41 protein-coding genes are annotated in these 26994 nt (G+C 40.9%); 32 read left to right on the top strand and 9 right to left on the bottom strand.

Annotation, left to right across the window (positions count from 1 at the left end; translation table 11 throughout):
* Nucleotides 1-54 precede the first annotated feature (54 nt).
* The 30 genes from KXQ82_RS03715 to rplQ all read left to right on the top strand — a co-directional run bounded on the left by KXQ82_RS03715 (nucleotide 55) and on the right by rplQ (nucleotide 16723).
* The gene (locus KXQ82_RS03715) at nucleotides 55-1311 is read left to right on the top strand and encodes a prephenate dehydrogenase (RefSeq protein ID WP_219486789.1); all 1257 of its coding nucleotides are present in this window, start codon (nucleotides 55-57) and stop codon (nucleotides 1309-1311) included.
* Between the two features lie 293 nt (nucleotides 1312-1604).
* The gene (gene rplC / locus KXQ82_RS03720; protein WP_219486790.1) at nucleotides 1605-2222 is read left to right on the top strand and encodes a 50S ribosomal protein L3; all 618 of its coding nucleotides are present in this window, start codon (nucleotides 1605-1607) and stop codon (nucleotides 2220-2222) included.
* Between the two features lies 1 nt (nucleotide 2223).
* Entirely contained in the window at nucleotides 2224-2853 is a 630-nt protein-coding gene (rplD, locus tag KXQ82_RS03725; protein ID WP_219486791.1) for a 50S ribosomal protein L4, read from the top strand.
* Between the two features lie 2 nt (nucleotides 2854-2855).
* Nucleotides 2856-3146 (top strand): 50S ribosomal protein L23, encoded by a 291-nt coding sequence (rplW, locus tag KXQ82_RS03730; protein WP_219486792.1) that lies wholly within the window; start codon nucleotides 2856-2858, stop codon nucleotides 3144-3146.
* 2 nt (nucleotides 3147-3148) lie between these two features.
* Nucleotides 3149-3973, top strand: a complete 825-nt coding sequence (gene rplB, locus KXQ82_RS03735; protein ID WP_219486793.1) for a 50S ribosomal protein L2 — start codon at nucleotides 3149-3151, stop codon at nucleotides 3971-3973.
* A complete protein-coding gene (gene rpsS / locus KXQ82_RS03740; protein ID WP_219486794.1) occupies nucleotides 3973-4239 on the top strand; it encodes a 30S ribosomal protein S19 in 267 nt (88 codons plus the stop codon). Before rplB ends, rpsS begins: the two co-directional genes overlap by 1 nt.
* 3 nt (nucleotides 4240-4242) lie before the next feature.
* Nucleotides 4243-4671 (top strand): 50S ribosomal protein L22, encoded by a 429-nt coding sequence (gene rplV, locus KXQ82_RS03745; protein ID WP_219486795.1) that lies wholly within the window; start codon nucleotides 4243-4245, stop codon nucleotides 4669-4671.
* A gap of 6 nt (nucleotides 4672-4677) precedes the next feature.
* Nucleotides 4678-5553 (top strand): 30S ribosomal protein S3, encoded by an 876-nt coding sequence (rpsC, locus tag KXQ82_RS03750; RefSeq protein WP_219486796.1) that lies wholly within the window; start codon nucleotides 4678-4680, stop codon nucleotides 5551-5553.
* A 48-nt stretch (nucleotides 5554-5601) separates the two neighbouring features.
* Nucleotides 5602-6024 (top strand): 50S ribosomal protein L16, encoded by a 423-nt coding sequence (gene rplP / locus KXQ82_RS03755; RefSeq protein ID WP_219486797.1) that lies wholly within the window; start codon nucleotides 5602-5604, stop codon nucleotides 6022-6024.
* Nucleotides 6025-6107: 83 nt separating this feature from the next.
* Complete coding sequence (gene rpmC, locus KXQ82_RS03760) at nucleotides 6108-6317, top strand: 50S ribosomal protein L29 (protein ID WP_219486798.1); 210 nt, start codon at nucleotides 6108-6110, stop codon at nucleotides 6315-6317.
* A 14-nt stretch (nucleotides 6318-6331) separates the two neighbouring features.
* The gene (rpsQ, locus tag KXQ82_RS03765; RefSeq protein ID WP_219486799.1) at nucleotides 6332-6586 is read left to right on the top strand and encodes a 30S ribosomal protein S17; all 255 of its coding nucleotides are present in this window, start codon (nucleotides 6332-6334) and stop codon (nucleotides 6584-6586) included.
* Between the two features lies 1 nt (nucleotide 6587).
* Nucleotides 6588-6956 carry a 50S ribosomal protein L14 gene (gene rplN, locus KXQ82_RS03770; RefSeq protein ID WP_066006038.1) on the top strand — a complete coding sequence of 123 codons (369 nt, stop codon included), beginning with the start codon at nucleotides 6588-6590 and terminating at the stop codon, nucleotides 6954-6956.
* A 1-nt stretch (nucleotide 6957) separates the two neighbouring features.
* On the top strand, nucleotides 6958-7299 hold the full coding sequence (gene rplX / locus KXQ82_RS03775) for a 50S ribosomal protein L24 (protein ID WP_304610802.1): 342 nt from the start codon (nucleotides 6958-6960) through the stop codon (nucleotides 7297-7299).
* Nucleotides 7299-7862, top strand: coding sequence for a 50S ribosomal protein L5 (gene rplE / locus KXQ82_RS03780; protein WP_219486800.1), 564 nt, complete (start codon nucleotides 7299-7301; stop codon nucleotides 7860-7862). Before rplX ends, rplE begins: the two co-directional genes overlap by 1 nt.
* On the top strand, nucleotides 7862-8131 hold the full coding sequence (gene rpsN / locus KXQ82_RS03785) for a 30S ribosomal protein S14 (protein WP_219486801.1): 270 nt from the start codon (nucleotides 7862-7864) through the stop codon (nucleotides 8129-8131). Before rplE ends, rpsN begins: the two co-directional genes overlap by 1 nt.
* A 142-nt stretch (nucleotides 8132-8273) precedes the next feature.
* Nucleotides 8274-8672 (top strand): 30S ribosomal protein S8, encoded by a 399-nt coding sequence (rpsH, locus tag KXQ82_RS03790; protein ID WP_219486802.1) that lies wholly within the window; start codon nucleotides 8274-8276, stop codon nucleotides 8670-8672.
* A 19-nt stretch (nucleotides 8673-8691) separates the two neighbouring features.
* Nucleotides 8692-9249, top strand: coding sequence for a 50S ribosomal protein L6 (gene rplF / locus KXQ82_RS03795; RefSeq protein WP_219486803.1), 558 nt, complete (start codon nucleotides 8692-8694; stop codon nucleotides 9247-9249).
* A gap of 5 nt (nucleotides 9250-9254) precedes the next feature.
* Nucleotides 9255-9605 carry a 50S ribosomal protein L18 gene (rplR, locus tag KXQ82_RS03800; RefSeq protein ID WP_219486804.1) on the top strand — a complete coding sequence of 117 codons (351 nt, stop codon included), beginning with the start codon at nucleotides 9255-9257 and terminating at the stop codon, nucleotides 9603-9605.
* A gap of 12 nt (nucleotides 9606-9617) precedes the next feature.
* Nucleotides 9618-10136 carry a 30S ribosomal protein S5 gene (gene rpsE, locus KXQ82_RS03805; protein WP_219486805.1) on the top strand — a complete coding sequence of 173 codons (519 nt, stop codon included), beginning with the start codon at nucleotides 9618-9620 and terminating at the stop codon, nucleotides 10134-10136.
* A gap of 6 nt (nucleotides 10137-10142) precedes the next feature.
* On the top strand, nucleotides 10143-10322 hold the full coding sequence (rpmD, locus tag KXQ82_RS03810; RefSeq protein ID WP_219486806.1) for a 50S ribosomal protein L30: 180 nt from the start codon (nucleotides 10143-10145) through the stop codon (nucleotides 10320-10322).
* 4 nt (nucleotides 10323-10326) lie between these two features.
* Complete coding sequence (rplO, locus tag KXQ82_RS03815) at nucleotides 10327-10773, top strand: 50S ribosomal protein L15 (RefSeq protein ID WP_219486807.1); 447 nt, start codon at nucleotides 10327-10329, stop codon at nucleotides 10771-10773.
* 6 nt (nucleotides 10774-10779) lie between these two features.
* Nucleotides 10780-12120, top strand: a complete 1341-nt coding sequence (secY, locus tag KXQ82_RS03820; RefSeq protein ID WP_219486808.1) for a preprotein translocase subunit SecY — start codon at nucleotides 10780-10782, stop codon at nucleotides 12118-12120.
* A gap of 6 nt (nucleotides 12121-12126) precedes the next feature.
* Nucleotides 12127-12912 carry a type I methionyl aminopeptidase gene (gene map, locus KXQ82_RS03825; protein ID WP_219486809.1) on the top strand — a complete coding sequence of 262 codons (786 nt, stop codon included), beginning with the start codon at nucleotides 12127-12129 and terminating at the stop codon, nucleotides 12910-12912.
* Nucleotides 12913-12982: 70 nt separating this feature from the next.
* Nucleotides 12983-13201 (top strand): translation initiation factor IF-1, encoded by a 219-nt coding sequence (gene infA / locus KXQ82_RS03830; protein WP_219486810.1) that lies wholly within the window; start codon nucleotides 12983-12985, stop codon nucleotides 13199-13201.
* Nucleotides 13202-13210: 9 nt separating this feature from the next.
* Nucleotides 13211-13327 (top strand): 50S ribosomal protein L36, encoded by a 117-nt coding sequence (gene rpmJ / locus KXQ82_RS03835; RefSeq protein ID WP_008506259.1) that lies wholly within the window; start codon nucleotides 13211-13213, stop codon nucleotides 13325-13327.
* A 72-nt stretch (nucleotides 13328-13399) separates the two neighbouring features.
* Nucleotides 13400-13777 carry a 30S ribosomal protein S13 gene (gene rpsM / locus KXQ82_RS03840; protein ID WP_219486811.1) on the top strand — a complete coding sequence of 126 codons (378 nt, stop codon included), beginning with the start codon at nucleotides 13400-13402 and terminating at the stop codon, nucleotides 13775-13777.
* A 121-nt stretch (nucleotides 13778-13898) separates the two neighbouring features.
* On the top strand, nucleotides 13899-14288 hold the full coding sequence (gene rpsK / locus KXQ82_RS03845) for a 30S ribosomal protein S11 (protein ID WP_219486812.1): 390 nt from the start codon (nucleotides 13899-13901) through the stop codon (nucleotides 14286-14288).
* Between the two features lie 66 nt (nucleotides 14289-14354).
* A complete protein-coding gene (gene rpsD / locus KXQ82_RS03850) occupies nucleotides 14355-14963 on the top strand; it encodes a 30S ribosomal protein S4 (RefSeq protein ID WP_219486813.1) in 609 nt (202 codons plus the stop codon).
* An 86-nt stretch (nucleotides 14964-15049) separates the two neighbouring features.
* Nucleotides 15050-16042 carry a DNA-directed RNA polymerase subunit alpha gene (locus tag KXQ82_RS03855; protein WP_219486814.1) on the top strand — a complete coding sequence of 331 codons (993 nt, stop codon included), beginning with the start codon at nucleotides 15050-15052 and terminating at the stop codon, nucleotides 16040-16042.
* A gap of 141 nt (nucleotides 16043-16183) precedes the next feature.
* A complete protein-coding gene (gene rplQ, locus KXQ82_RS03860; RefSeq protein ID WP_219486815.1) occupies nucleotides 16184-16723 on the top strand; it encodes a 50S ribosomal protein L17 in 540 nt (179 codons plus the stop codon).
* 79 nt (nucleotides 16724-16802) lie between these two features.
* Here the strand turns inward: rplQ and KXQ82_RS03865 are convergent, their stop codons facing one another.
* Both KXQ82_RS03865 and KXQ82_RS03870 read right to left on the bottom strand, forming a co-directional pair.
* Nucleotides 16803-17345, bottom strand: a complete 543-nt coding sequence (locus tag KXQ82_RS03865) for a YbhB/YbcL family Raf kinase inhibitor-like protein (RefSeq protein ID WP_219486816.1) — start codon at nucleotides 17343-17345, stop codon at nucleotides 16803-16805.
* A gap of 72 nt (nucleotides 17346-17417) precedes the next feature.
* Nucleotides 17418-18290, bottom strand: a complete 873-nt coding sequence (locus tag KXQ82_RS03870) for a helix-turn-helix domain-containing protein (protein WP_219486817.1) — start codon at nucleotides 18288-18290, stop codon at nucleotides 17418-17420.
* 600 nt (nucleotides 18291-18890) lie between these two features.
* On the opposite strand from KXQ82_RS03870, the gene dnaK reads away from it, so the two are divergent.
* Nucleotides 18891-20795 carry a molecular chaperone DnaK gene (dnaK, locus tag KXQ82_RS03875; protein ID WP_219486818.1) on the top strand — a complete coding sequence of 635 codons (1905 nt, stop codon included), beginning with the start codon at nucleotides 18891-18893 and terminating at the stop codon, nucleotides 20793-20795.
* Between the two features lie 38 nt (nucleotides 20796-20833).
* Here dnaK and KXQ82_RS03880 read toward each other — a convergent pair whose 3' ends face one another.
* The 6 genes from KXQ82_RS03880 to KXQ82_RS03905 form a co-directional block, all read right to left on the bottom strand.
* Nucleotides 20834-21541, bottom strand: a complete 708-nt coding sequence (locus KXQ82_RS03880; RefSeq protein WP_219486819.1) for a TMEM175 family protein — start codon at nucleotides 21539-21541, stop codon at nucleotides 20834-20836.
* A gap of 59 nt (nucleotides 21542-21600) precedes the next feature.
* Nucleotides 21601-22119, bottom strand: a complete 519-nt coding sequence (locus KXQ82_RS03885) for a L,D-transpeptidase family protein (protein ID WP_219486820.1) — start codon at nucleotides 22117-22119, stop codon at nucleotides 21601-21603.
* Nucleotides 22120-22125: 6 nt separating this feature from the next.
* The gene (locus KXQ82_RS03890; protein WP_219486821.1) at nucleotides 22126-22680 is read right to left on the bottom strand and encodes a hypothetical protein; all 555 of its coding nucleotides are present in this window, start codon (nucleotides 22678-22680) and stop codon (nucleotides 22126-22128) included.
* Nucleotides 22681-22826: 146 nt separating this feature from the next.
* Entirely contained in the window at nucleotides 22827-23729 is a 903-nt protein-coding gene (locus KXQ82_RS03895; RefSeq protein ID WP_219486822.1) for a nucleotidyltransferase family protein, read from the bottom strand.
* Between the two features lie 113 nt (nucleotides 23730-23842).
* Nucleotides 23843-24223, bottom strand: a complete 381-nt coding sequence (locus KXQ82_RS03900) for a VOC family protein (RefSeq protein WP_219486823.1) — start codon at nucleotides 24221-24223, stop codon at nucleotides 23843-23845.
* 7 nt (nucleotides 24224-24230) lie between these two features.
* Nucleotides 24231-25343 (bottom strand): M42 family metallopeptidase, encoded by a 1113-nt coding sequence (locus KXQ82_RS03905; RefSeq protein ID WP_219486824.1) that lies wholly within the window; start codon nucleotides 25341-25343, stop codon nucleotides 24231-24233.
* 241 nt (nucleotides 25344-25584) lie between these two features.
* Here KXQ82_RS03905 and KXQ82_RS03910 point away from each other — a divergent pair, with 241 nt between their 5' ends.
* A complete protein-coding gene (locus KXQ82_RS03910; protein ID WP_219486825.1) occupies nucleotides 25585-26544 on the top strand; it encodes a DUF6340 family protein in 960 nt (319 codons plus the stop codon).
* Here KXQ82_RS03910 and KXQ82_RS03915 read toward each other — a convergent pair.
* Nucleotides 26525-26932, bottom strand: coding sequence for a GNAT family N-acetyltransferase (locus KXQ82_RS03915; RefSeq protein WP_219486826.1), 408 nt, complete (start codon nucleotides 26930-26932; stop codon nucleotides 26525-26527). The two genes, KXQ82_RS03910 and KXQ82_RS03915, sit on opposite strands and share 20 nt — an antisense overlap.
* Nucleotides 26933-26994 lie beyond the last annotated feature (62 nt).

Raw genomic sequence — 26994 nt, forward strand, 5'->3', positions numbered from 1 at the left:
AAACCAAATACAAATGTATCAACAAATATCGGACCCTGTGGCTATATTAGCGGCATGAATATCGGGATAATTGGTTTGGGCGATATGGGCCGTTTATATGCTAAGGCCTTTGCCAAAGTTGGCTATACAGTATTTGGTTGCGATTTGCCTGCCAGCAAAAATAAACTGGTTGACGAGCTTGAACCCTTGGGTATCCATATATATGATGATGGCCACGAGGTATCCGCCAAAGCCGATCTGATCATTTACTCGGTAGAAGCCGAAACGATAGGCAAGGTAGTAGCGCAATACGGAGCATCCGCACGGCCCGGAACTATCGTTGCGGGGCAAACATCGGTAAAACATCCCGAGATAGAAGCTTTTGAGAAATACCTTCCGGCTAACGTATTCATTGTAACTATTCATGCCCTGCATGGTCCGGGCTTTGAGCCGGATAAGCAAAAACTCGCTATCATTCCGCATCGCAGCAATGCAAAGGTGTACCAACAGATGATGGATCTGTTTTTAGCGATAGGTTCGGATATTGTGGAGATAGCCGATTACCATGAGCATGATAAAATTGTTGCCGATACTCAAGCCGTTACCCACGTAGGTTTTGAAAGTATGGGCACCGCCTGGAAAGAAGCCGGCTTTTTTCCCTGGGAGAATGCCAGTTATATAGGTGGTATTGATAATGTAAAGATATTAACCACGCTGCGCATATTTAGTTATAAGGCGCACGTGTATGCTGGTTTAGCAATTTTAAACCCATACGCGCGCCAACAGGTAAAACGCTACGCGGTATCCGAGTCGGAATTGTTTAAGCTGATGATAAAGGAAGAAGCGAAAGAATTTAGGGAGCGCATTTATAAAGCACGCGACTTTGTTTTTCACGAAAGCCGCAAACCTATACTATTAAACGATGCCGTAATGCGCGAGTTCTCCTTATCGGGAAAGGCCGAATTACGCAAACCAAACTCGCACTTAAGTTTGCTCAGCATGGTCGATGCCTGGTACCACTTAGGTGTAAACCCTTATGATAATCTTATCTGCCAAACACCGCCTTTCCGTTTACGTTTAGGTATTGCGGAATACCTGTTTAAAAACGAAGAGTTGCTTGAAGAATCCATAGAAGCTGCCTTGTACGATAAAACCATCCGTGGCGATGATCTGGAGTTTCACTCAGCCGTGCGCGAGTGGTCATCCATTATCGGTTATGGCGATATGAAAGGTTATAAAGAACATTTTAACCAGGTGAAGGATTTCTTCGGCGACAGGCTGGAGCAAGGCAAACAGCAAAGTGCCGAGCTGATCAGGAGGTTGATGGAGTAGTTATTTAATTATTGTAACTTGTTGTTGTACATGCAAATAGCTTCTATATTGAATTATTTGCGTTTATTTAGTACCAGGAAGTTATCTTCTTTGGCTTAAATAGCCTTTCGCTTTCTATTTGTAAATAAAACATCAGGGAATAGCCCTTTTCTTACCCAACAATTATTTGCAAAAATAACTCACTAAGTATTTGATAATTAATATAAGTTCCCTATCTTTGCCGTCCCTTAAGGGGAAATAAAATGCCTTGAACGAAGCCCTACTGCTTCGATGGGCAAAAACTAAATAAGAAAATGTCAGGAATAATTGGTAAAAAAGTAGGTATGACCAGCATATTCGACGAGGCAGGGAAAAATATCCCATGTACTGTGATCGAAGCTGGACCATGTGTAGTAACACATGTGAAGTCTGTGGATACAGACGGCTACGCTGCTGTTCAGTTAGCGTATGGTGAAAAGAAGGAAAAAAACACTTCGGGCCCAATGAAAGGCCATTTCCAAAAAGCCGGTACTACTCCAAAACGTAAACTTGTCGAATTCAAATCTTTTGAAGACGAAAAATCTCTGGGTGACACTGTTACTGTAGAAATTTTTGCAACAGGTGATTATGTTGATGTGGTAGGAACCTCTAAAGGAAAAGGTTTTCAAGGTGTTGTTAAACGCCATGGTTTTGCCGGTGTGGGTATGCAAACTCACGGTCAGCACAATCGTTTAAGAGCGCCAGGTTCATTAGGAGCTTCATCATGGCCATCTCGCGTATTTAAAGGTATGCGTATGGCAGGTCAAACTGGTAACAGCCGTGTTAAGGTTCAAAACCTTCAGGTAGTTAAAGTGTATCCGGAGCAAAATTTAATAGTTGTTAAGGGTTCCATCCCAGGAGCTAAGGGTTCATTTGTAATTGTGGATAAATAAGATGGAAGTTAAAGTATTAAATGTATCAGGGAAAGAAACAGGTGCAAGTTTGCATCTACCTGAGTCGGTATTTGGTATTGAGCCCAACGATCACGCAATTTATTTGGACGTTAAGCAATATTTAGCTAATCAGCGCCAGGGAACTCACAAGTCAAAACAACGTAATGAAATTGCAGGTTCAACCCGTAAATTGTACAAACAAAAAGGTACAGGCGGTGCGCGTGCAGGTAGTGTTAAATCTCCTTTGTTTAATGGTGGTGGCCGTGTATTTGGTCCGCAACCACGCGACTATAGCTTTAAGCTGAACAAAAAGTTGAAATCACTTGCCCGTAAATCAGCATTATCATATAAAGCACAAGATAACAATGTAGTAGTTGTTGAAGACTTCAACTTTGAAGCCGTTAAAACTAAAAGCTACATCGCTTTTGTAGCCGCTCTTAACTTATCAGATGAAAAAACTCTGTTAGTATTGCCGGCAGCAAATGACAATATTTATTTATCAAGCAGGAATCTGAAAAAAGCGAAAGTAATTACAGCCGATCAGTTAAGCACATATGATGTGTTGAACGCAGGCAAGCTGTTATTAACTACCGGTTCTGTTAAAACTTTGGAGGAAGCATTAGCTAAGTAATTATGGAAGTATTAAGAAAACCCCTACTTACAGAGAAGGTATCTCAATTAACCGAGAAGCTTAACCGCTACGCTTTTATTGTTGACCCGCGTGCCAACAAGATCCAGATCAAAGGAGCAATTGAGACCATGTATGGTATAAATGTAGTTGCAGTAAACACCATGCGCTACGTTGGAAAGTTGAAGAGCCGCAATACTAAAGCCGGACCGGTATCGGGCCGCGCAGCAAAGTATAAAAAAGCGATCATCACAATTAAAGATGGTGAAACTATTGACTTTTATAGCACAATATAGAGATGGCAGTTAAAAGATTTAAACCGGTAACCCCGGGTACCCGTTTCAGGGTAGGTGCCGATAACTCGGATATCACAACAAACGTTCCTGAAAAAACGTTGGTGGTATCTCACAAAAGATCGGGTGGTCGTAACCACGATGGTAAAATGACAATGCGCTACATTGGCGGTGGTCACAAAAAATCATACAGGTTAATTGATTTCAAACGTAACAAGTTTGATATCCCGGCTACTGTAGCAACAATTGAGTATGATCCGAACCGTTCAGCGCGTATCGCATTATTACACTTTGTTGATGGTGAGAAAAGATACATGATAGCTCCGGAAGGATTAACAGTTGGCCAGGTAGTATTATCAGGCGAGAGTGTTGCTCCTGAGGTTGGAAATACTTTACCATTAAAAAGTATCCCATTAGGTTCTATCATTCATAACATTGAGTTGAACCCTGGCCAGGGTGGTACAATTGCCCGTTCGGCAGGTACTTACGCCCAGCTTTCAGCACGCGATGGCAAATACGCTATCATCAAATTGCCTTCAGGCGAAACCCGTATGATACTGTCAACCTGTTTGGCAACTATCGGTACCGTTTCAAACGGAGATAAAGCAAACGAAGTGTTGGGTAAAGCAGGCCGTAAACGTTGGTTAGGTCGTCGTCCAAGAGTTCGTGGTGTAGCCATGAACCCGGTAGATCACCCTATGGGTGGTGGCGAGGGCCGTGCATCTGGTGGTCACCCACGCTCACGCAAAGGTTTATTAGCTAAAGGCTACAAAACCCGCGACAAGAAGAAAACATCTGATCGTTATATCATTGAAAGAAGGAAGAAATAATGGCACGTTCAATTAGAAAAGGACCGTATATTGATCATAACCTGGAAAGAAAAGTTCTTACCTTGAATGATACGGCAAAAAAATCAGTAGTAAAAACGTGGTCACGCCGCTCAATGATATCACCAGATTTCGTTGGTCATACATTTGCTGTACACAACGGTAACAAGTTTATCCCTGTGTATGTAACAGAAAACATGGTAGGACACAAGTTGGGCGAGTTTGCTCCAACCCGTACTTTCCGTGGTCACGCAGAAAAGAAAAAATAAGGCATGGAAGCAACAACTAAAATCAAAAAGTCTGTATTGATCAGGCAGCAGAAAGAAGCAGCAAAAGCTGTGGTAGGCGGCGCTTCTATCGCTAAATTACAAAACTGCCCTACATCGCCACGCAAAATGCGTTTGGTAGTGGATTTGATCCGCGGCGAAAAGGTAGAGAAAGCTTTGTATATATTAAAATACACCAACAAAGAAGCGGCTATCCGTGTTGAAAAATTGCTTTTATCGGCAATTAAAAACTGGGAAGCTAAAAACGAAGGTAAACGTGTTGAAGATAGCGGTTTATTTGTAAAAGAAATCTCTGTAGGTGGTGGCCGTCAATTGAAAAGATTGCGCCCGGCTCCACAAGGCAGAGGATACCGTATCCGTAAACGCTCAAACCACGTACACTTAGTTGTGGATAGTAAAAACGATAACAATTAATTTGAAATGGGACAGAAAGCACATCCAATAGGTAATAGGTTAGGGATCATCAGAGGTTGGGATTCTAACTGGTTTGGTGGTAACAAATATGCCGACAAGTTAGTTGAAGACGAAAAAATCCGCAAATACCTGGCAGCACGTATCGCTAAAGGCGGCGTATCAAAGGTAGTTATTGAGCGTACGTTAAAACGTATCACTGTAACCATTCACACTGCCCGTCCGGGTATCGTGATCGGTAAAGGTGGCGCCGAAGTTGATAAAATTAAAGAAGAGTTGAAAAAACTGACTAAAAAGGACGTTCAGATCAATATCTTCGAAATTAAACGCCCTGAGCTTGATGCACAATTAGTAGCAGAAGGCATAGCAAAACAACTTGAGGCTCGTATCTCATTCCGTCGTGCAATGAAAACTTCGATAGCTTCAACCATGAGAATGGGTGCCGAAGGTATCAAGATCATGACATCAGGCCGTTTAGGTGGCGCTGAGATGGCACGCTCTGAGCAATACAAAGAAGGAAGAATTCCTTTGCACACTTTCCGTGCTGATATTGATTACGCTTTAGGCGAAGCTTTAACTACTTATGGTAAAATAGGTATTAAAGTATGGATCTGTAAAGGCGAAGTTTACGGCAAACGCGATTTATCTCCAAACATTGGCGGTACAAGCAGCGCAAGCGGTAAAGGCGGACGCCCTGAAGGTGCAGCAGCATTTGGTGATCGTGGTGGCGACAGAAGAGGTGGACCAGGCGGTGATCGTCGTGGTGGACCAGGTGGCGACCGTCGTGGTGGACCAGGTGCAGGTGGCAACCGTCCCGGTGGACCGGGCCAGGGTGGTAACCGTGGAGGCCAGGGTGGTGGTAACCGTCCGGCAGGAAAGAGATAATAACAGAAATCAAGTCGAGAGACAACGTTTAAATAAGAATTAAAGACAATGCTACAGCCAAAAAGAACGAAGTTCAGGAAGATGCAAAAAGGCAGAATGAAAGGTTTAGCCACTCGTGGTGCTGAACTATCATTCGGTTCTTTCGGAATAAAATCACTCGAAGCCGCCTGGATCACCAGCCGTCAGATCGAGGCTGCCCGTATCGCTGTAACACGTTTCATGAAACGTGAAGGCCAGGTATGGATACGTATATTCCCTGATAAGCCGGTTACTAAAAAACCAGCAGAGGTACGTATGGGTAAAGGTAAAGGTGCTCCTGAATACTGGGTAGCAGTAGTACGCCCGGGTAGGGTTATCTTCGAAGCAGAAGGTGTACCTCTGGAAGTTGCTAAAGAGGCTTTACGCCTTGCTGCAGGTAAATTACCGGTACAAACAAGATTTATTACACGTAGGGATTACGTAGAAGAATAGAAAGAAACTGTTTAACAGTTGTGCTTTGCCTCTTATAGAGTAGATAACGCAAAGTGCATTATTAACGAATAATTAACAAGAAAATGAAGAACTCAGAAATTTTAGAGCTAACAACCGAAGAACTTACCGCAAGGATAAGCGAGGAAGCGGCTAATCTAACAAAACTGAAATTTGCTCACGCAGTTTCAGCAATAGAAAACCCAACCCGCATTACCAAAGTAAGGAAAGACGTTGCTCGTTTAAATACTGAATTGACAAAGCGCAAAGCGGCTTCTGCTTCTGAAAAGAATTAATTTTTAGAGTCGAAATGGAAAGAAATTTAAGAAAAACACGTACCGGACTGGTAGTAAGCAACAAAATGGAGAAATCCATAGTTGTAGCAGTTGAACGTAAGGTGAAGCACCCTATCTATGGTAAGTTCGTAAAAAAGACTACCAAGTTTATGGCTCACGACGAAACTAATACCTGTGGTATTGGCGATACCGTATTAATTATGGAAACCCGCCCGTTGAGCAAGAGCAAGAATTGGAGATTAGTTACAGTTTTAGAAAGGGCTAAATAAGATGGTACAACAGGAATCGAGACTAAACGTTGCCGACAACAGCGGAGCTAAAGAAGTTTTAGTTATCCGTGTGTTAGGCGGTACAGGCAAAAGATATGCCTCAATTGGTGATAAGATAGTTGTTACCGTTAAAAGTGCTTTGCCATCAGGCAACATTAAAAAAGGTACAGTGTCAAAAGCCGTAGTTGTTCGCACGAAAAAAGAGATCCGCCGTAAAGATGGTTCTTACATTCGTTTTGACGACAACGCAGCAGTTTTGTTAAACAACCAGGATGAGCCGAGAGGCACACGTATTTTTGGACCTGTTGCAAGAGAGTTGCGTGAAAAACAATTCATGAAAATTGTATCATTAGCACCGGAGGTATTGTAACATGGAAAGAAAGAATAATAAGCAAGTAAAATTGAAGATCCGCAAAGGCGACCTGGTAAAGGTAATTGCCGGCGATTCAAAAGGCTCGCAAGGAAAAGTATTAGAAGTTATCACAGCTACCAGCCGTGTAATTGTTGAAGGCGCTAATATGGTATCAAAGCATACCAAACCAAATGCTACCAGCCCTAATGGCGGTATCATAAAACAAGAAGCTGCTTTGCACATCTCTAACGTAGCTTTGATAGATCCTAAATCAGGAAAAACAACCCGCGTTGGACGTAAATTGAATGATGCAGGCAAATTAGTTAGGGTAGCAAAAATATCAGGGGAGGAAATTAAGTAATGACTTACGTACCAAGATTAAAATCGAAATACAAGGACGAGATCCGCACCGCACTGAAAGATAAATTTCAGTACAAAAGCGTAATGCAGGTTCCAAAACTTGAAAAAATTGCTATCAACCAGGGTGTTGGTGCAGCAACTACTGATAAAAAGTTAATTGAAGTAGCTATTAACGAGCTTACTACAATTACCGGTCAGCAAGCGGTAGCATCAAAATCTAAAAAAGATATCTCAAACTTTAAATTGCGTAAAAATATGCCGGTAGGTGTACGTGTTACTTTACGTGATAATACAATGTATGAGTTTTTAGATCGTTTAATTGCAGTTGCTTTGCCACGTATCCGTGATTTCAAAGGCATTAACGATAAAGGATTTGACGGCCGTGGTAACTATACTTTAGGTATTACTGAGCAGATCATATTCCCTGAGATCAACATTGACAAGATCAACAAGATCATGGGTATGGATATTACTTTTGTAACTTCGGCAGATAATGATGTTGAAGCGTTAGAATTGCTTAAGCAATTTGGTTTACCATTTAAAAATCAAAATAACAACAACTAATGGCTAAAGAAGGTGTAAAAGCACGTGAAGTAAAACGCGCTAAGTTAGTAGCTAAATATGCTGAAAAAAGAGCAGCCCTTAAAGCCGCTGGTGATTTCATCGGATTAGACAAATTGCCAAAAGCATCGTCTCCGGTAAAATTACACAACCGTTGTAAATTAACCGGTCGCCCTCGTGGTTACATGCGCCAATTTGGCATTTCGCGTGTAACATTCCGCGAAATGGCTTTGGCTGGTAAAATACCGGGAGTAAAGAAAGCGAGCTGGTAATATAACGATATCGGATTTCGAAATTTTAATTTCGGAATTTGATATTTTATAGCAAGTATCAATCCGAAATCGGAAATCCGAATTTCGAAATTATAATTAACCGATGGCAGGTCTAAGGATACCACCATCATAAACAACAATAATGAATACAGATCCAATTGCAGATTATCTTACACGAGTAAGGAATGCTATTAAAGCCAACCACAGGGTTGTTGAAATTCCTGCATCAAACCTGAAGAAAGAGATCACGAAAGTGCTTTTTGAAAAAGGTTACATCGCGAATTTTAAATTTGAGGAAAATGGTCCGCAAGGCACTATCAAAGTTGCTTTGAAATACCACCCGATCACTAAAATTCCGGCTATCCGCAGCATTGCGCGTATTAGCAAACCAGGTTTGAGGAAATATGCAGGCACGGCTAACTTGCCACGAGTATTAAATGGTTTAGGTATCGCTATATTGTCAACTTCGAAAGGTGTAATGACCGATAAAGAAGCTCGTCAGCAAAATATTGGCGGTGAGGTTTTATGTTACGTTTATTAATCAATAGGAGAAATTTAAAATGTCAAGAGTAGGAAAAGCACCAATAGCGATCCCGGCAGGCGTTACCGTTTCTGTAGCTGATGATAATACAGTAACAGTAAAAGGCCCTAAAGGACAATTAACTCAGGCCGTTGATAGCGATATCACAATAGCCCAGGAAGAAGGACAGATCGTTGTACAACGCCCGTCTGAACAAAAACGTCACAAAGCTTTACACGGCTTATACCGTGCATTGTTAAATAATATGGTTGTTGGAGTAACAACAGGCTACAAACTTGAGCAAGAGTTGGTAGGTGTAGGTTACCGTGCAACAAACACAGGTAACACGTTAGATTTAGTGTTGGGTTTCTCTCACCACTATGTATTTCAATTACCAGAAGAAATTAAAGTTACAACCACTGCTGAAAAGGGTAAAAACCCAACCATCATCCTTGAATCGATAGACAAACAGTTGATCGGTCAGGTTGCGGCAAAAATACGTTCGTTACGTGCACCAGAGCCATATAAAGGTAAAGGTATCAAGTTTGTTGGCGAAGTATTGAGAAGAAAAGCAGGTAAATCAGCATCTAAAAAATAATCGACATGGCAGCTAAATTATCAAGAAGGGATAGAATTAAAAGAGGGATCAGAAAACGTCTTTCAGGTTCTTCAGAGCGTCCGCGCCTGTCGGTGTACAGAAGCAATAAAGGAATTTATGCTCAGGTTATAGATGATGTTACCGGTAAAACATTAGTTTCGGCTTCATCTTTATCAAAAGAGTTTGCAACAACAGGCAGCAAATCAGATCAATCGGTAGCGGTTGGTAAAATGGTTGCCGAGAAAGCTATTGCAGCTGGAATAAAACAAGTTGTTTTCGACAGAAATGGTTACTTGTATCATGGCCGTGTTAAATCATTGGCTGAAGGTGCACGTGAAGGTGGTTTAATTTTTTAATACAACAGAGAGATGTCAACTATTAATATAAAAAGAGTAAAATCAAGCGAGATCGAATTAAAAGACCGTTTGGTTAGCATCCAACGTGTAGCCAAAGTAACCAAAGGTGGCCGTACTTTCAGCTTCAGTGCCATTGTGGTAGTAGGCGATGAGAATGGTATTGTAGGTTTCGGTTTGGGTAAAGCCAAAGAGGTTACCGAAGCAATTGCTAAAGGTATTGACGATGCTAAAAAGAACCTGGTAAAAGTTCCTATTTTAAACGGAACTATACCTCACGAGCAAATAGGCAAGTTTAGCGGTGGTTTCATTTTCTTGAAACCTGCTGCAAACGGTACCGGTGTTATAGCCGGTGGTGCGATGCGTGCCGTGTTAGAAAGTGCCGGTGTACATAACGTACTGGCAAAATCTAAAGGATCATCAAACCCGCACAACGTGGTTAAAGCAACTGTATCTGCATTATCGCAACTGCGCGATGCTTACACTGTAGCTCAACAACGTGGAATTAGTTTAGGTAAAGTATTTAACGGATAATCAGTCATGGCAAAAATCAAAATAACTCAGATTAAAAGCGTGATCGATAGAAGTGAGCGCCAGAAAAAAACCATCGAAGCTTTAGGTTTAAAAAGAATAAACCACAGCGTAGAAGTTGAGGCTAATGCAGCTATCATCGGTATGGTAAGAAAAGTTAATCATTTGGTAGCAGTAGAAAGCATTTAATATTATGAATTTAAGTAATCTGAAACCTGCAGAAGGTTCTACTAAAAATAGGAAAAGAATAGGCCGTGGTACCGGTTCGGGCCGTGGCGGCACTTCAACCCGTGGTCATAAAGGTGCGGGCTCACGTTCGGGTACTTCAACCAAAATTGGTTTTGAAGGCGGACAAATGCCATTACAGCGTCGTGTACCTAAGGTTGGCTTTAAAAACCCTAACCGTGTTGAGTATGTAAGTGTAAACTTAGATGCGCTACAAGGTTTAGCTGATCAGTACAATGTTACTACTATCAATTTTGATATACTAAAAGAACATGGTTTAGTATCAAGAAACGATTTGGTAAAAGTATTAGGTCGTGGCGAGTTAAAAGCTAAATTAGAAGTTACAGCACATGCATTTTCGGCCACTGCACAAAAAGCTATTGAAGCAGCAGGTGGTTCAATCGTTAAGTTATAAATTTCAATGAAGAAATTTTTCACAACTTTATCCAATATCTGGAAAATTGAAGATTTAAGAGTGCGTATAACAAACACATTCTTATTTCTTTTAATATACCGTATAGGTTCGTTCATCGTATTGCCAGGTATCAACCCGGCATCTCTTGACTCTCAAAGGGGTAAAGAAGGCTTAATGGGTATGCTAAATATGTTCGCCGGGGGATCTTTTTCCCGGGGTTCTATTTTTGCGTTAGGTGTAATGCCTTATATTTCGGCATCCATTGTGGTGCAATTATTGGGTATTGCTGTGCCATATTTTACTAAACTGCAAAAGGAAGGCGAAAGCGGCCGTACCAAGCTTAACCAGTGGACCCGTTACCTAACTATAGGTATCACCGCTTTGCAAGCTATTGGTTACGTAAAATCGCAGGTAAGTGCGGCGCCACTTATTGCTGAACCAATGTTTACCATTTTAACAGTGTTTGTGTTAACTGCAGGTACATTATTTGTAATGTGGTTAGGCGAGAAGATCACTGATAAAGGTATTGGTAACGGTATATCACTCATAATCATGGTGGGTATTATTGCCCAGTTACCCGGTGCTTTAGCTAAAGAATTTATGGGCCGTGTAAATGGTACAGGTGGTTTGTTCATCTTTATAGTTGAGATAGTAGCGCTTATAGCTGTTGTTATGTTCACTATCCTGATCGTTCAAGGTACCCGTAAAATTGCTGTACAGTACGCTAAGCGTATTGTGGGTAATAAACAATATGGTGGCGTGCGCCAGTACATACCTTTAAAGGTAAATGCTGCAGGTGTAATGCCTATCATCTTTGCGCAAGCGTTGATGTTTATACCGGCTACTATACCGCAGTTCTTTAAATCAGCGGGTTCTAACAGTGTAGTTATCGCTTTGTCGGATTATCAGTCATGGGGTCACAATTTATTGTTCGCCGTGCTGATCATCATCTTTACATATTTCTATACAGCTATTACGGTTAACCCTAACCAAATGGCCGATGATATGAAAAAGAATGGTGGCTTTATACCGGGTGTTAAACCAGGTAAAGCAACTGCCGATTTTATTGACGGTGTAATTTCTAAAATAACCTTACCGGGATCTATATTCTTAGCTATCATAGCCATTATTCCGGCTATAGCAGCTATATTCCAGGTAGATAGCCAGTTTGCGCGTTTCTTTGGCGGCACATCGCTTATCATCTTAGTAGGTGTAGTTTTAGATACCTTACAACAGATAGAAAGCCACTTGTTAATGCGTCACTATGATGGTTTAATGAAAACCGGCAGAATTAAAGGCAGAACAGCTATACCTACTGCAGCCGGTACAACACCAACTGCAATTTAATCAGTAATGTCGAAAATCAATTATAAGTCTGTCGAAGAGATAGAACTCATAAGAGAAAGCTCATTATTAGTAGCCAAAACCCTTGGAGAAATTGCGAAGGTTATTAAACCCGGAATCAAAACAATTGAGTTAAATAAACTTGCCGAAACCTTTATTAGAGATAATAAGGGTGTACCGGCATTTTTAAATTATAACGGGTTTCCGTACTCTCTTTGTATCTCGCTCAACAACCAGGTAGTACATGGTTTCCCCAGCGAGCATGTGTTGGTAGAGGGCGATCTGGTATCGGTTGATTGCGGAGTATTGCTAAATAAATATTACGGCGACTCTGCTTATACCTTTGCCATTGGCGAGGTAAGTGAGCAGGTTAAAACGCTGATGCGTGTTACCAAAGAGTGCCTGTACTTAGGTATTGATAAAGCCGTTACCGGTATGCGTGTAGGTGATATTGGATACGCGGTACAAGAGCACGCCGAGAGGCATGGCTTTGGCGTAGTGAAGGAATTGGTTGGACATGGTGTTGGAACAAGGCTGCACGAAAAACCAGAAGTACCAAACTACGGTAAACGCGGATCGGGCATTAAACTGGAGGAAGGTATGGTGATAGCCATTGAACCCATGATAAATGCCGGCCGTGCCGGGGTTAGATTTTGGGATGATGGCTGGACAGTATCAACCAGCGATGGAAAGCCGAGCTGCCATTATGAGCACACAGTAGCCATAAATAAAGGTAAGGCCGATATTCTTTCAACATTTTCATACGTTGAAGAAGTTTTAAAAGAAAAAATATAATTAATCAAAAATAATTGTTAATTTTGCATCCCGCTTTAAAGGCGGATAATTGTATAGAAATCAGTAATATATGGCTAAACAGGCCTCGATTGAACAAGACGGTACAATAAAGGAAGCATTATCAAACGCGATGTTTCGTGTGGAGTTGGAAAACGGCCACGAAATTATTGCGCATATTTCTGGTAAAATGCGTATGCACTATATCAAAATATTACCTGGCGACAGGGTGAAATTGGAAATGAGCCCCTACGATTTATCAAAGGGCAGGATAACCTACAGATATAAATAAAAGAAAGAGATGAAAGTTAGAGCATCAATTAAAAAACGTAGTGCTGATTGCAAGATCATCCGTCGTAAAGGGAAACTTTATGTAATTAACAAAAAGAACCCTAAGTACAAACAACGTCAGGGATAATTAAAAAAATTGTAATGATATCCGTACAACGGTGGCCCGCCGTTCGGCATTACGTAAAAGCAAATAACAAATATGGCAAGGATAGCAGGTATTGATTTACCAAGAAACAAGCGCGGCGAGATAGGTTTAACCTATATTTATGGTATTGGCCGTACTAAAGCAGTACAGATTTTAACTGAAGCTGGTATTGATTTGAATACTAAAGTTCAGGATTGGACAGATGAGCAGTTAACTGCCATCCGTACTATCATTAACGATGGTGTGAAAGTTGAAGGCGCTTTACGCTCTGAAGTACAACTGAACATTAAACGTTTAATGGATATTGGTTGCTACCGTGGTACCCGTCACCGTAAAGGTTTACCGTTACGTGGTCAGCGTACTAAAAACAACTCTCGTACCCGTAAAGGAAAACGTAAAACAGTTGCTAACAAGAAAAAAGTAACTAAATAATAATTGATGGGTAGGGTTTAACCTAACCTGGAACATAAAGATAAAAAACAAGGTATTGAGTGCCGGGAAAGAGTAAGATCTCATATCTCAAGTCTCATATCTGAAAAATCTAAAAAAGAAAATGGCAAAAACTAAAAAAGTAACCAAAAAGCGTATTGTAATTGTTGAGCCAATTGGCGAAGCACACATTAACGCTACTTTTAACAACATCATCATTACCCTGACCAACAAAAGCGGTCAGGCTATATCATGGTCATCAGCGGGTAAAATGGGCTTCAAAGGTTCAAAAAAGAATACCCCTTATGCAGCAGGACAGGCAGCATCAGATTGCGGCAAGGTAGCTTATGATTTAGGTTTACGTAAAGTTGAAGTATTTGTTAAAGGCCCTGGATCAGGTCGCGAGTCAGCTATCCGTACTTTGCAAACTGCAGGTATTGAGGTTACAACAATAAAAGACATTACGCCGCTTCCACACAATGGTTGCCGTCCGTCAAAACGCAGAAGAGTTTAATTAATCAATTTTTAAAGCTAAGATTCACCGGCTGCGGGCCGGATGATACTTTAAAACAAACAAATAATGGCAAGATATACAGGCCCCAAAAGCAGAATTGCGCGCCGTTTCAGAGAACCAATTTTCGGTCCTGATAAAGCGTTAGAAAGAAAAAACTACGGACCCGGCATGCACGGTGCTTCGAAAAGAAGAGGAAAACAATCTGAGTATTCAACTCAGTTGATGGAGAAACAAAAAGTTAAATATACTTACGGTGTATTGGAACGTTATTTCGAAAACCTGTTCCACCGCGCTTCGGCTAAAGAAGGTATTACCGGCGAAAACTTGTTAAAGTTTTTAGAGGCACGTTTGGATAACGCGGTTTACCGTTTAGGTATCGCTCCAACACGCTCAGGTGCACGCCAATTGGTAGGCCACAAACACATTACAGTTAACGGCGAAGTTGTGAATATTGCTTCTTACGCTTTGAAAGCTGGTGACGTTGTTGCAGTTAGAGAGAAATCAAAAACTTTAGAATCGATCACTAACTCGGTAGCTGGCAGAAAAATAAACAAATACAGCTGGTTACAGTGGGATGCCGCCAATTTATCGGGCGTTTTCTTAAACTATCCTAACCGCGACGAGATTCCTGAAAACATCAAGGAAAACCTGATCGTCGAGTTGTACTCAAAATAATAACGATACTTATCCGGAAAATGGTCAGTCGCAAGCTGATCATTTTTTCGGGTTTAATCAATTAGCAAACATAAACAAGGATATAAATGGCAATATTAGCATTTCAAAAACCTGACAAGGTTATCATGCAGAAATCAACTGATTTTGATGGTACGTTTGAATTTCGTCCGTTAGAACCAGGTTTCGGTATAACCATAGGTAATGCTTTACGTCGTATCTTACTTTCATCATTGGAAGGTTATGCGATCACTTCTGTTCGTTTTTCGGGAGTAACACATGAGTTTTCTACCATCAAAGGTGTGGTTGAAGACGTTACCGAAATCATATTGAACTTAAAACAAGTTCGTATGAAGAAAACAGGTGAGTCGGGCGATTCTGAAAAAATATTCGTGATCATCAACGGTCAGGATTCTTTCAAAGCCGGCGATATCACTAAGTTTTCAAACAACTTTACTATCCTTAATCCTGATCTGGTTATTTGCAATATGGATTCGTCTGTAACGCTTGAGATTGAACTTACCGTAGCTAAAGGCCGTGGTTATGTTGCAAGCGAAGAGAACAAGAATCCGGATGCAATGTTAGGCGTTATCGCTATCGATTCGATCTATACACCGATCAAGAATGTAAAATACACTATTGAGAACTACCGTGTTGAGCAAAAAACTGACTATGAAAAATTAGTTTTGGATATTGCTACAGATGGTTCTGTTCATCCTGAGGACGCTTTGAAAGAAGCAGCCAAAATTTTGATCCAACACTTTATGTTGTTCAGCGATGAGAATATGATGTTAGAGGCTCAGGCTAAAGAAGAAACTAAAGAAGTTGACGAGGAAATTTTACACATGCGTAAGATCCTGAAAACTGAATTGGTTGACCTTGACCTATCGGTACGTGCATTAAACTGCTTAAAAGCAGCTGATATCCGCAGCCTTGCTGACCTGGTATCATATGACGTTGCTGATATGTTAAAATTCAGAAACTTTGGTAAAAAATCATTAACTGAAATTCAGGACCTGGTTAAATCAAAAGGCTTATCTTTTGGTATGAACCTGTCGAAATTCAAGTTAGACGAAGAGTAATAAGATTAAATATTGCGATGCGCCATATAGCGTATCGCAATATTTATTTAAAGAGTAATATAAATTAAAATTAAGCGACCGCATAATTCCGAGGGTTGAGCAATTTCCCCAACGGTATGCACGTGAAAAATCAAAACAAAAATGAGACACGGTAAAAAACTAAACCACTTAGGCCGCACCAACAGTCACCGTAAGGCGATGATGGCAAACATGGCTTCTTCGCTTATCTTACACAAGCGCATTACAACTACATTGGCTAAAGCAAAAGCTTTACGTATGTATGTTGAACCTATTTTAACAAAAGCAAAAGAAGATACTACGCACTCACGTCGTACTGTATTTAGCTACCTGCAAGACAAGGATACTACTAACATCCTTTTCCGCGAAATTGCTGAGAAAATTGCTAACCGCCCGGGTGGTTACACACGTATCATCAAAATGGAAAACCGTTTAGGTGATAACGCTGAAATGGCAATGATCGAATTGGTAGATTACAATACAGTTTACACCAAAGGTGAAGCTGCAACAGAGAAGAAAGCAACACGTCGTCGTGGCGGATCAGGTAAAGGCAAAGCGGCTCCGGTTGCTGCTGCTACTGTAGCTGTTGAAGAAGCACCTGCTGCACCAGCGGTAGAAGAAGCTCCTGAAGCACCTGCTGCTGAAGAAGAAAAAGGCGAATAAGACTTTTTTTAGAGATATAGAAAGCCCCGCTCAAATTGAGCGGGGCTTTTTTTGTACATGCTTATGAATGATGATTTAACTAACGCTTAGCATACACTACTATAGATGCTTTGGCCAAAGCTTGCTGGCCTAACATAAAACCGGTTAATGCCGCGGTTGATGTTGCAGTAGTGCCAAGATTTTCCGTTTTTAACGCATATATTGTAATCAAATAATGGTGTGGGCTATCGCCGGCAGGCGGGCATGGACCTTGATAGCCGGGTGCGCCTGTATCGTTCATGCTCTGCAAGCTGCCGGCTGGCGCAACGTTACTTTTAACATCACCTGCGCCTTGTTTGAGTTCGTGTATTGATGACGGGATGTTTACCATAACCCAATGCCAAAAACCGCTTCCTGTTGGTGCATCCGGATCGTACATGGTAATGGCAAAACTTTTGGTGCCTTCGGGAGCATTTGCCCAGCTTAATTGCGGCGACTTGTTATTGCCGTTGCAACCAAAACTGCTTGCAGTAAATTGGTTGGTGAACTGGCCGCCAAGGTCGGCACTTTTTAATGTGAATGTTTGCGAAAAGCTAAGTTGAGCACATAGCAAGCTGATGAAAAGGATGGAAAATAGTTTCATGGTGATAAAATAATTGTTTACCCAAATTTGGGCTAATTATCCTATGTGGTGATGGTGCTACAAGCCCAGAAACTATTGCAGAACGTTCAAAGTTGCAGTATTCTTATAGCTAGCCGGGGTAACACCAAATTTCTTTTTAAAGGCAGTATTAAAGTTCGACAGGTTTTCATAACCGTAGGCATCAAATATTTCAGTTGCTTGTTTGCCGCTTATTAATTCGGCGCTTGCAACTTCCAGTTTGCGGTCACGGATATATTTTTGTGGCGCTATGCCATAAGTTTTTTCAAAATCGCGTTTGAATGACGACAAGCTCCTGTTGGCTAAGAAAGCCAGTTCATCCAGCGTAAGCTTGCTGAATAAATTTTTCTCGACCAGGCTTTTGAGCGATAGCTTATCACTATCCCGGTTACGGCTAAACAGATTGACCAATTGGGTAGGGAAGAGTTCATAGATAACCAAAAGCAATTCTTCCAGTTTGTGCAAGGCTATTGGGTAAGATAATTGGTGGCCTGTTGCTATTAATGCCTGTATGCCGCGCAGGTATTCGTTAAGATATCCCGTACTGGAGAAATGGATGAATGAATCACCATTGTGAGGCGGTAATGCTTTATCTAATGCAATATGATGCCTGTCCAATAAATTTGCGGCAAGGTGGCCCGGAAAGAAAATAACAAGGCTGTGGTATTGATTACGGTTTGGGCTATGTTCTGCAATTATCGAATTTCCTTCGGGAATAAGCATGGCCTGCCCGGCTTTTATTACTGTATTTTCTGTTGAGCGGTATATTTCTTTTTGTCCGTTTAATACAAAACTTATGGCATATTGGTTAAATACCACCATGTTTTTAAGGAGACTGCCGGTTTCGCGGTAGCTAACAAAAGTAATATCGCCCGCACACATTTTCGGGTGTTGTTTAACAGCATCAGGTACGGCAAAAACTTCCATTATATTGTTTTTTGAAAGACGGTAAAGGTATTTATAATGATGTTTTTATGCAATGGGGAATTTCTTAGGTGGTTTTATTGTTGTGAATTTGGGCTTTTTTGCTTATATTGGGTAGGTAGCGGGGCCTTGGGCGCATAGTGCAAAAGAGTGAAAATACTAATTTAAAAACACCTACTTTTTTCAAATATGTCATTGCGAGCGATAGCGTGGCAATCACTGAGAAAGGTAGTGAACAACTGACATGTCGCTTGGTTACATATCGCTTTAGGATTGCTTCGTACAGCAATGAGGTAGTAAGAAGAATACCTGTTTTTACCTGTTTTTTTAGATGAAAGAATAAGGAACAAAGATGAAAGACATAATCCAAAATCGAACATCCGACATCCGAAATATGGCAAAGTTTGGCTAAATCATCATTTGCACATCCGCACATTTACTCATCTGCACATTCGATAGCTTTCTGCCAACATGTCACCATCATATTCCGTAATCTGCCGCAAATTATTATTTACTGCAACTATATACTGCCAACAACCCTTTGGCACAAGCATTGTTAATATGGCTGTAGTAACATAGTATCAATATAGTAAAATCAAATATATGTCTAAAATAATTGGAATCGACTTAGGAACAACGAACTCCTGCGTATCAGTAATGGAAGGTAATGAGCCTGTAGTTATTGCTAACAGTGAGGGGAAACGTACAACGCCATCGGTAGTTGCATTTGTAGAAAATGGCGAGCGTAAAGTTGGTGATCCGGCAAAACGCCAGGCTATCACTAACCCAACAAAAACGATCTCTTCTATCAAGAGGTTTATGGGTAACCAGTTTAACGAGGTAACTCAGGAGACTGGCAGGGTACCTTACAAAGTAGTAAAGGGCGACAATAACACACCACGTGTTGAAATTGACGACCGTAAATACACACCACAAGAGATATCGGCAATGATACTTCAAAAAATGAAGAAAACTGCCGAAGACTTTTTGGGAACAGAAGTAACCGAGGCGGTTATTACCGTACCGGCTTATTTTAACGACGCGCAACGCCAGGCAACTAAAGAAGCCGGCGAAATTGCTGGTTTAAATGTACGCCGTATCATCAACGAGCCTACTGCTGCTGCACTTGCTTATGGCCTGGACAAAACACATAAAGACATGAAAATTGTTGTGTTTGACTGCGGTGGCGGTACACATGATGTTTCGGTTTTGGAATTAGGTGATGGCGTTTTCGAAGTAAAATCAACCGATGGTGATACACACTTAGGTGGTGATGACTTTGACCAGGTAATTATTGATTACTTAGCTGATGAGTTTAAAAATGACGAAGGCTTTGATTTGCGTCGCGACCCAATGTCGTTACAACGTTTAAAAGAAGCAGCTGAGAAAGCTAAGGTTGAGTTATCAAGCACAACCAGCACCGAGATCAATTTACCATACATTACCGCTGTTGACGGTATGCCTAAGCACTTGGTTAAAACATTAACCCGTGCTAAATTTGAGCAACTGGCTGATAGCCTCATCAAACGTACCATCGACCCTTGTCAAAAAGCATTGAAAAATGCAGGTTTGTCAACTTCGGATATCGATGAGATTATCCTGGTAGGTGGTTCAACCCGTATCCCTGCGATACAGGAAGCTGTTGAGAAATTCTTTGGCAAAGCACCATCAAAAGGTGTTAACCCTGATGAGGTTGTTGCAATAGGTGCCGCTATTCAGGGTGGTGTATTATCGGGCGATGTGAAAGATGTGTTGTTGTTAGATGTTACCCCGTTATCATTAGGTATCGAAACTATGGGTGGCGTTATGACGAAACTGATAGAAGCTAACACGACTATTCCATCTAAAAAAACAGAAACATTCTCTACCGCGTCTGATAGTCAGCCGGAAGTACAGATACACGTTTTACAGGGTGAGCGCCCAATGGCGGCTCAAAACCGTACTATCGGTCAGTTTAACCTGGCTGGTATACCTCCTGCACCTCGTGGCGTACCTCAAATTGAAGTAACTTTTGATATAGATGCCAACGGTATATTACACGTAGGCGCTAAGGATAAAGCTACAGGTAAAGAGCAAAAGATCCGTATCGAAGCTTCTTCAGGCTTAACTGATGCCGAGATCAAACGTATGAAAGATGAAGCTGAAGCGAATGCTGATGCTGATAAAAAGCAAAAAGAAGAAGTTGAAAAACTGAACGGTGCTGATGCGTTGATATTCTCGACAGAGAAACAACTGAAAGAGTATGGCGATAAGATCCCTGCTGATAAAAAAGCACCGATAGAAAGCGGTCTGGAAAAATTGAAAGCTGCTTATGCTGCTAAAAATTTAGACGAGATCGATACAGTTAAGGCTGAATTGGAAGCTGCATGGAACGCTGCATCAGAAGACATGTATAAAGCTGCTGAAGGCGGTGCGCAAGCACAACCGGGAGCTGAGCATGCTGAAGGTGCTGCTCCACAAGGTAACGCTGAAAATGTAACTGATGTTGACTTTGAAGAAGTGAAATAAACCCCTAAAAGGGAATAAAATAGAAAACCCTTCCTGATTTATTTGGGAAGGGTTTTTTTGTGCTTTGTAGTGTGGGTTGGCATGGGCTCGTTGCGGTATTTGTACTTAAAGTACCTTTCGGCAATGAAGAATGATGGCCAGGTAAACATAAAGGCAAAGCGGCTCAGTAATGGCCAAAACGGACAGGCGATTATGCCAGCCAAAAATACGAGAGGGGTAATAATAGCACGCGTTTTAAAGGTGTGCAGATATTGTTGACTGGGATAATGGGTTATTAATTTGTTTTTGGGGTTAAACACCACACTGATTAACCTGTAATTGAATATACCTGTGAGTATGATATTGCAGTTGTAAAAGTAGTAAGGAATATTTAAGCCCGAATACTCGCTGTAATAAGCGGACGAAAAGGGCATCAAAACAATACTGAACAGGAAGAAGATATTAAGCCAGATAAGCTTTTCGGAATACTGGTTAACAAACCCGAACACCCGGTGATGGCTACGCCAAAAAACAGCGATAACAAAGAAGCTGATGATAAAGCCTATGAATTTTGGGGTTAGATTATATAAGCCCTGAAGTATAGCCGCGTTGGAACTGTGCTCATGTATTTCGGGCACTTTTATCTCAATGATCAATAAGGTGATCGCAATAGCGAAAACAGCATCGCTGAATAAGATGATGCGGTCTATTTGGAAGTCTTTGCGCTCAGGGTCGTGCTGCTCAAGGAAGTGTTCTTTTTGTACCATAGTTTGATACGCATAAGATACAAAATAATTGGGGAGCTTAGAGGTAGGTATCGTGTTTTTTATGGCTTTATTTCGATGGGGGTGCCTATGGCTATGTGATTATATAGTTCGTCGATCTCGTTATTGGTCACACCAATACAGCCATCAGTCCAGTTATACCATCTGTGGAATTTGCCAATAAAGTCTGCCTTGTTGCTTAAACCATGAATTTTAATATCACCGCCAGTAGGTTTATTTAATTGCTGAGCTTTTAAAATATCAGCTTTTGAAGGATAAGAAATGCCCAGGTTTTTATAGCAGACACTGTGCGGGTTTTTGGCATTAATGTAATACAACCCTTCGGGTGTTTTGCCATCGTGTTCCACTTGCTTTTTGCCTTTTGGACAAAAACCTAATGATATGGTATAAGTTTTAATCAGTTTCCCGTGAGAGTAAACCAGTAACTGCTTGCGCGATTTAAGCACGAGGATTTTATCGATGGCCGTGTATACAGGCAACTTACTTTCGGGGAAGAAATAGTAGGTCGCCAGGCAAAGTATTATAAGAACTAAAACAAACTTGATTATTCTTGTTAGCATTATGTTTTAGTTAACCAAAACTATCTGTTGACGATAATCAACAGACTCAGAGTAATCGAGTTGTTTTATTTCGCCACCCTGATTATAAGAAATATGATATACCCTGTTTGGATGCCAGCTTTTTTTTGATGACGTTATGGCTTCCACTAATCCCGCTTTGTTATAAGCTACAGTATACTCATAAGGTAAAAAACTACAAATGATACAGCCTGTTTGCCCAAAAAGTATGAGGCGGGAATTGTTATCATAAGTATAATAAGCCTGGCTTCTGGCTCTGCCATGTATTTTACCATTAGATTTGGCATCGGTTGAATCATCCGGAGGTATTGTTATTTTTTCATTTTTGTGGGCTACGTCTTTAAAGGCGGGGGGTAGTGACGTAGGACAGCCAAAATGGTTTGAGAAAAAGTAAAGGCCGGATAGCTTTTGAGGCCCTCTGACAGTGTCCATTTTTACACTAAATAGCTGTCCACCCATATAAGTAGTCACCTTGTATATTTTAGTTTGCGCTGATGCATTTAAACAGGCAATAACTAAAAGTATTGCAAATAATGATCTCATGGTAATAGATTGTAGGTTGATGTACTACATATAAAGTTATATTATTTTTTGCTCGTTCTTATTTATATATAAGCATTTAACAGTTAACCGCGATAAAACAAAAAAATCCCGCCTGAGCGGGATTTAAATATGATTAAGCAATATAATTATGCCCAAAGGTTAGCCGGGTAAGTTCCGTTGGCAACCAGGTCTGATATGCTTTTTTGTACAATAGGTTTATCTTCTTTATAAGTTACGCCAAACCATTTTGAGGCAGTTGGGATAACTTTAAATGCTGCCTGGCCGCTTTTGATCAGTTCATCGGCAACCAATGGGATAAAGAACTCAGCTTTAGGGTTGTTCTCGTTAGCATCAACAAACTTTTTGAACATATCTAAACTCTGATCGAAAACAGCAGGAGTAAAGCCCCAGAAGTTCATAGATACGCGGGTATCATTTGGTAGTGGGTGCTCACCTGTAGCATCTTTGTAGGCTACTTTACCACCTTCGGTAAAGTAAACTTCGGTGCGCTCGTTTATCTCAACCATGTTACCGGTATCATCAACTTTACAAACACCACGCGATACAGAGCCATAATCAGATAATGTTTTATCTATCTGGTAGCCTATCAGTGAGTAAGTATCATCTGCAACATCGCTGGTTAAAAACTTAGCCATTTTCTCGAAAGAGTCATAACCATAAAAGTCGTCAGCGTTAATTACACAGAAAGGTTCTTTTACCTGGTTACGTGCTGCTAATACGGCGTGCGCGGTACCCCAAGGTTTAGCACGCTCAATAACTTTATCTATACCAAAGGGCTTAAGGTCGTAACTCTGAAAAACATAGTCGGTTTCAATTTTGCCTGCAAGCTTAGGCTCAAATATGGCTTTAAAGTTATCTACAAACTCCTCGCGGATAATAAAGCTTACTTTACCAAAACCAGCTTTAATGGCATCGTAAATAGAGTAATCTATAATGGTTTCGCCGTTAGGACCAAAGCCATCAACTTGTTTCATACTGCCATATCGGCTGGCCATACCTGCGGCCAAAATTAGTAGGGTGGGTTTCATATATACTAAAGTAATTATATTTTTATGTGTACGCTAAAGCGCGATAAAGGTTAATAAATTTATAATATTATCCTAAAATGTTTACGTAATAATACCGGTTACGGTTTCTCAAATTATTCCGCGGCAGCTTCCCAAAGTTCAATTTTATTTCCTTCAGGATCTATTATATGCGCGAATTTGCCATAATCGTAAACCTGCATTTCGCCAACTATGGTTACGCCTTCCGCTTTTAGCTGGGTTAATAATTCTTCAAGGTTATCAACCACCAGGTTGAGCATAAACTCTTTTTGCGATGGCTCAAAGTACTTGGTGTCGCTTGCAAAGGGGCTCCAAACGGTAGTGCCCTTTTTTTCGGGATCGGTAACATCACGCCACTCAAAGTTGGTGCCGTATGCTGATGTATTGAACCCTAAGTGTTTTTGATACCAATTGTTTACCGTGGCGACATCTTTACACTTAAAAAACACGCCGCCAATTCCTGTTACTTTTGCCATGTTGGTTCTATTTAATATACCTGAAATCTTGTCCCGATTTAATGTTTAACAACACTTCGTATATCATACGGATCACATTGTCAACATCTTCTTTATGTATCATTTCTACAGTAGTGTGCATGTAACGCAAAGGCAATGATATCAATGCCGATGGCACGCCACCGTTTGAATAAGCGAAAGCATCGGTATCTGTACCCGTTGAGCGCGATGATGCCTGGCGCTGGAAAGGTATTTTAGCATCCTCGGCAGTTTTGATCAATAACCGGTTGAGGTTATTTTGCACGGCAGGCGCGTATGACACTACAGGGCCTTTACCACATTGCATATCTCCCTGGGTGATCTTGCTGATCATTGGGGTTGATGTATCGTGGGTAACATCAGTAACAATGGCAACGTTTGGTTTAATGTAGTCGGCTATCATTTCTGCACCACGTAAACCAATTTCTTCTTGTACTGCATTAACGATGTATAAACCAAAAGGCAGTTTCACTTTGTTTTCTTTTAATAAACGGGCAACCTCGGCAATCATAAAACCACCTGCACGGTTGTCTAAAGCACGGCCAACATAATAGCGGTCGTTCAGTACCATAAACTCATCCTCGTAAGTAATTACACAACCTACGTGGATGCCTAATTTCTCTACTTCTTCTTTACTGGTACAACCGCAATCTAAAAAGATATTTTTCAGGGTTGGAGCCTCTTCCTTTTCGCCGCTGCGGGTGTGGATGGCAGGCCAGCCGAATACTGCCGTCACCATACCTTTATCGGTGTGGATGTTCACGCGTTTTGAAGGCGCTATCTGGTGATCTGAACCACCGTTACGGATCACATAGATCAAACCATCGCTGGTGATGTAATTAACAAACCACGATATCTCATCGGCATGAGCCTCAATAACTACCTTGTATTCGGCTTTAGGATTGATAATACCAACCGCCGAACCGTAATTATCTACATAATGGGTATCAATATAAGGTTTAAGGTATTCGAGCCACATTTCCTGGCCTTTCCACTCAAAGCCTGTTGGAGATGGGTTGTTGATATATTTTTCGAAAAACGCTAATGATTTTTTATTTACAACTGGGATGTGTTTTTTATCCTCCGATTTTTTTTTAGCCATGCTGTTAAATTTTTAGAACAGGCCTGTAAAGCCCTGAAGGCAAATATAGTAATCCCACTAATAAACAGTACCCCGATGTGCAAAAAGATGAGATAGTTTACAATTATTGTTTCGTTAACATTCATTTTATGTAGGATGCCTTCCTTTGTGGTGAGTAAAAAAGTTTCACGTTTGTTTAATTGAGGGCCAGCATGTATTTGAGTGATACATGCTGGTTTTTTTATAAATACATACTATCCGGATGAGAGCAAAATATTATATCCTGTTCATTTTTATGGTAGTTACTGTTTCTTGCAGCGTAGATAGCTATTTAAGTACAACCAAAAATCACGATCCGGAGATTAATTTTAAAGACGAGCCTACAAAAATATTGGTGGTTAATACTTTTGATTTTGGGCGGTTGGGGTTGAACAATCAAAAGAAACTGGATGTGATGAAGAACGGGGCATACACCTCTATAAACTATGCCGGAACACGTTTGAAAATATTGAAAGGTATTACGGTAATAAGCCTTGCCGACTCTAATCACATGGTGATCAGCATCGACTCATTAAGTAAACTAATTACGAAGTACCATGCCGATTATGTTTTAGCATTAGATGAGTTTTATGCCGGTTTTGATGCTGATAACATCCAGGATCATCAGGATGGTGCTGACAAAAAGAAAACCTATAAAACCGCTGATTATAGTATGAAGGTTACTGCGAACTATAAGTTGTATGATAAAAGCGGGAATGTATACAAACTATTGAAAGGAAGGGCGAGCGATTTTAAAACTACCCAGGAAATACCGGGAGCATTTTGGGCAAGCCTTTTTGGCCCGGGAGTGAAAAATAATGGTGCTAATGTAGATCAATCGGCAATACACGCCACCGACGATGCCTTGCGTCCGTTTTTTGGTTATGTAACTACCAAAAGCAGGCCCTTATACAGTAATGATGAACTAAGTGAAGCGGTTGGTGAAATAACGTCAGGAAATTTTAGCAAAGCGGATAGTTTGTTAAAGCCCTTAATATATGGTGCTGATCAGAAACTGGCAGCAAAGGCAGCCTACAATTTAGCAGTAGTTTATGAGGCGCAAGGGAATATAAAAGCTGCTATGGATATGGTACAGTTATCAATAGGAAAGGATGACAACAGCAAAGCGAATACGCTACTGAGCGAATTGAGCAATGCTACCGCTACAGCAGTTTCTCCATGATCTCATAGTCTATCCCGCCTTTTGAGAAAGCTTCACCGGTTTGCACAAAGCCGGATTTGAGATAAAAGCCAATGGCCGATGAGCGTGCATTACACCAAAGCCTTGTAGCGCCTTCTGATAATACAAATCCGGTGATATGATCTAAGAGTTGCCTGCCATAACCTTTCCCCTGAAACGCCGCATCAAAAGCAAACTTGCGGAACTGCCAGTCGTTACCGTTTTGAAAAAGGGACACTACGCCAATGAGTTTATTATCTATAAAAGCACCAAAATGATAGCCATTGTTATCCTCATCCATTTCCATCTCCCAAAGCATACTGCCCGGGTACAATACATCGCGCCGTAATTGCCAGGTGAGTTGTGGGGTTATTTGTTCGATGTCTAACATAAGCTGAAAGCAAAAAGATTAAAGCTCAAAGCTTTTGAAAGCTCAGGCAAAACGATACTTAT

It is taken from the genome of Mucilaginibacter rivuli, from assembly GCF_019391655.1.
GTDB classification, from domain to species: Bacteria; Bacteroidota; Bacteroidia; order Sphingobacteriales; family Sphingobacteriaceae; genus Mucilaginibacter; species Mucilaginibacter rivuli.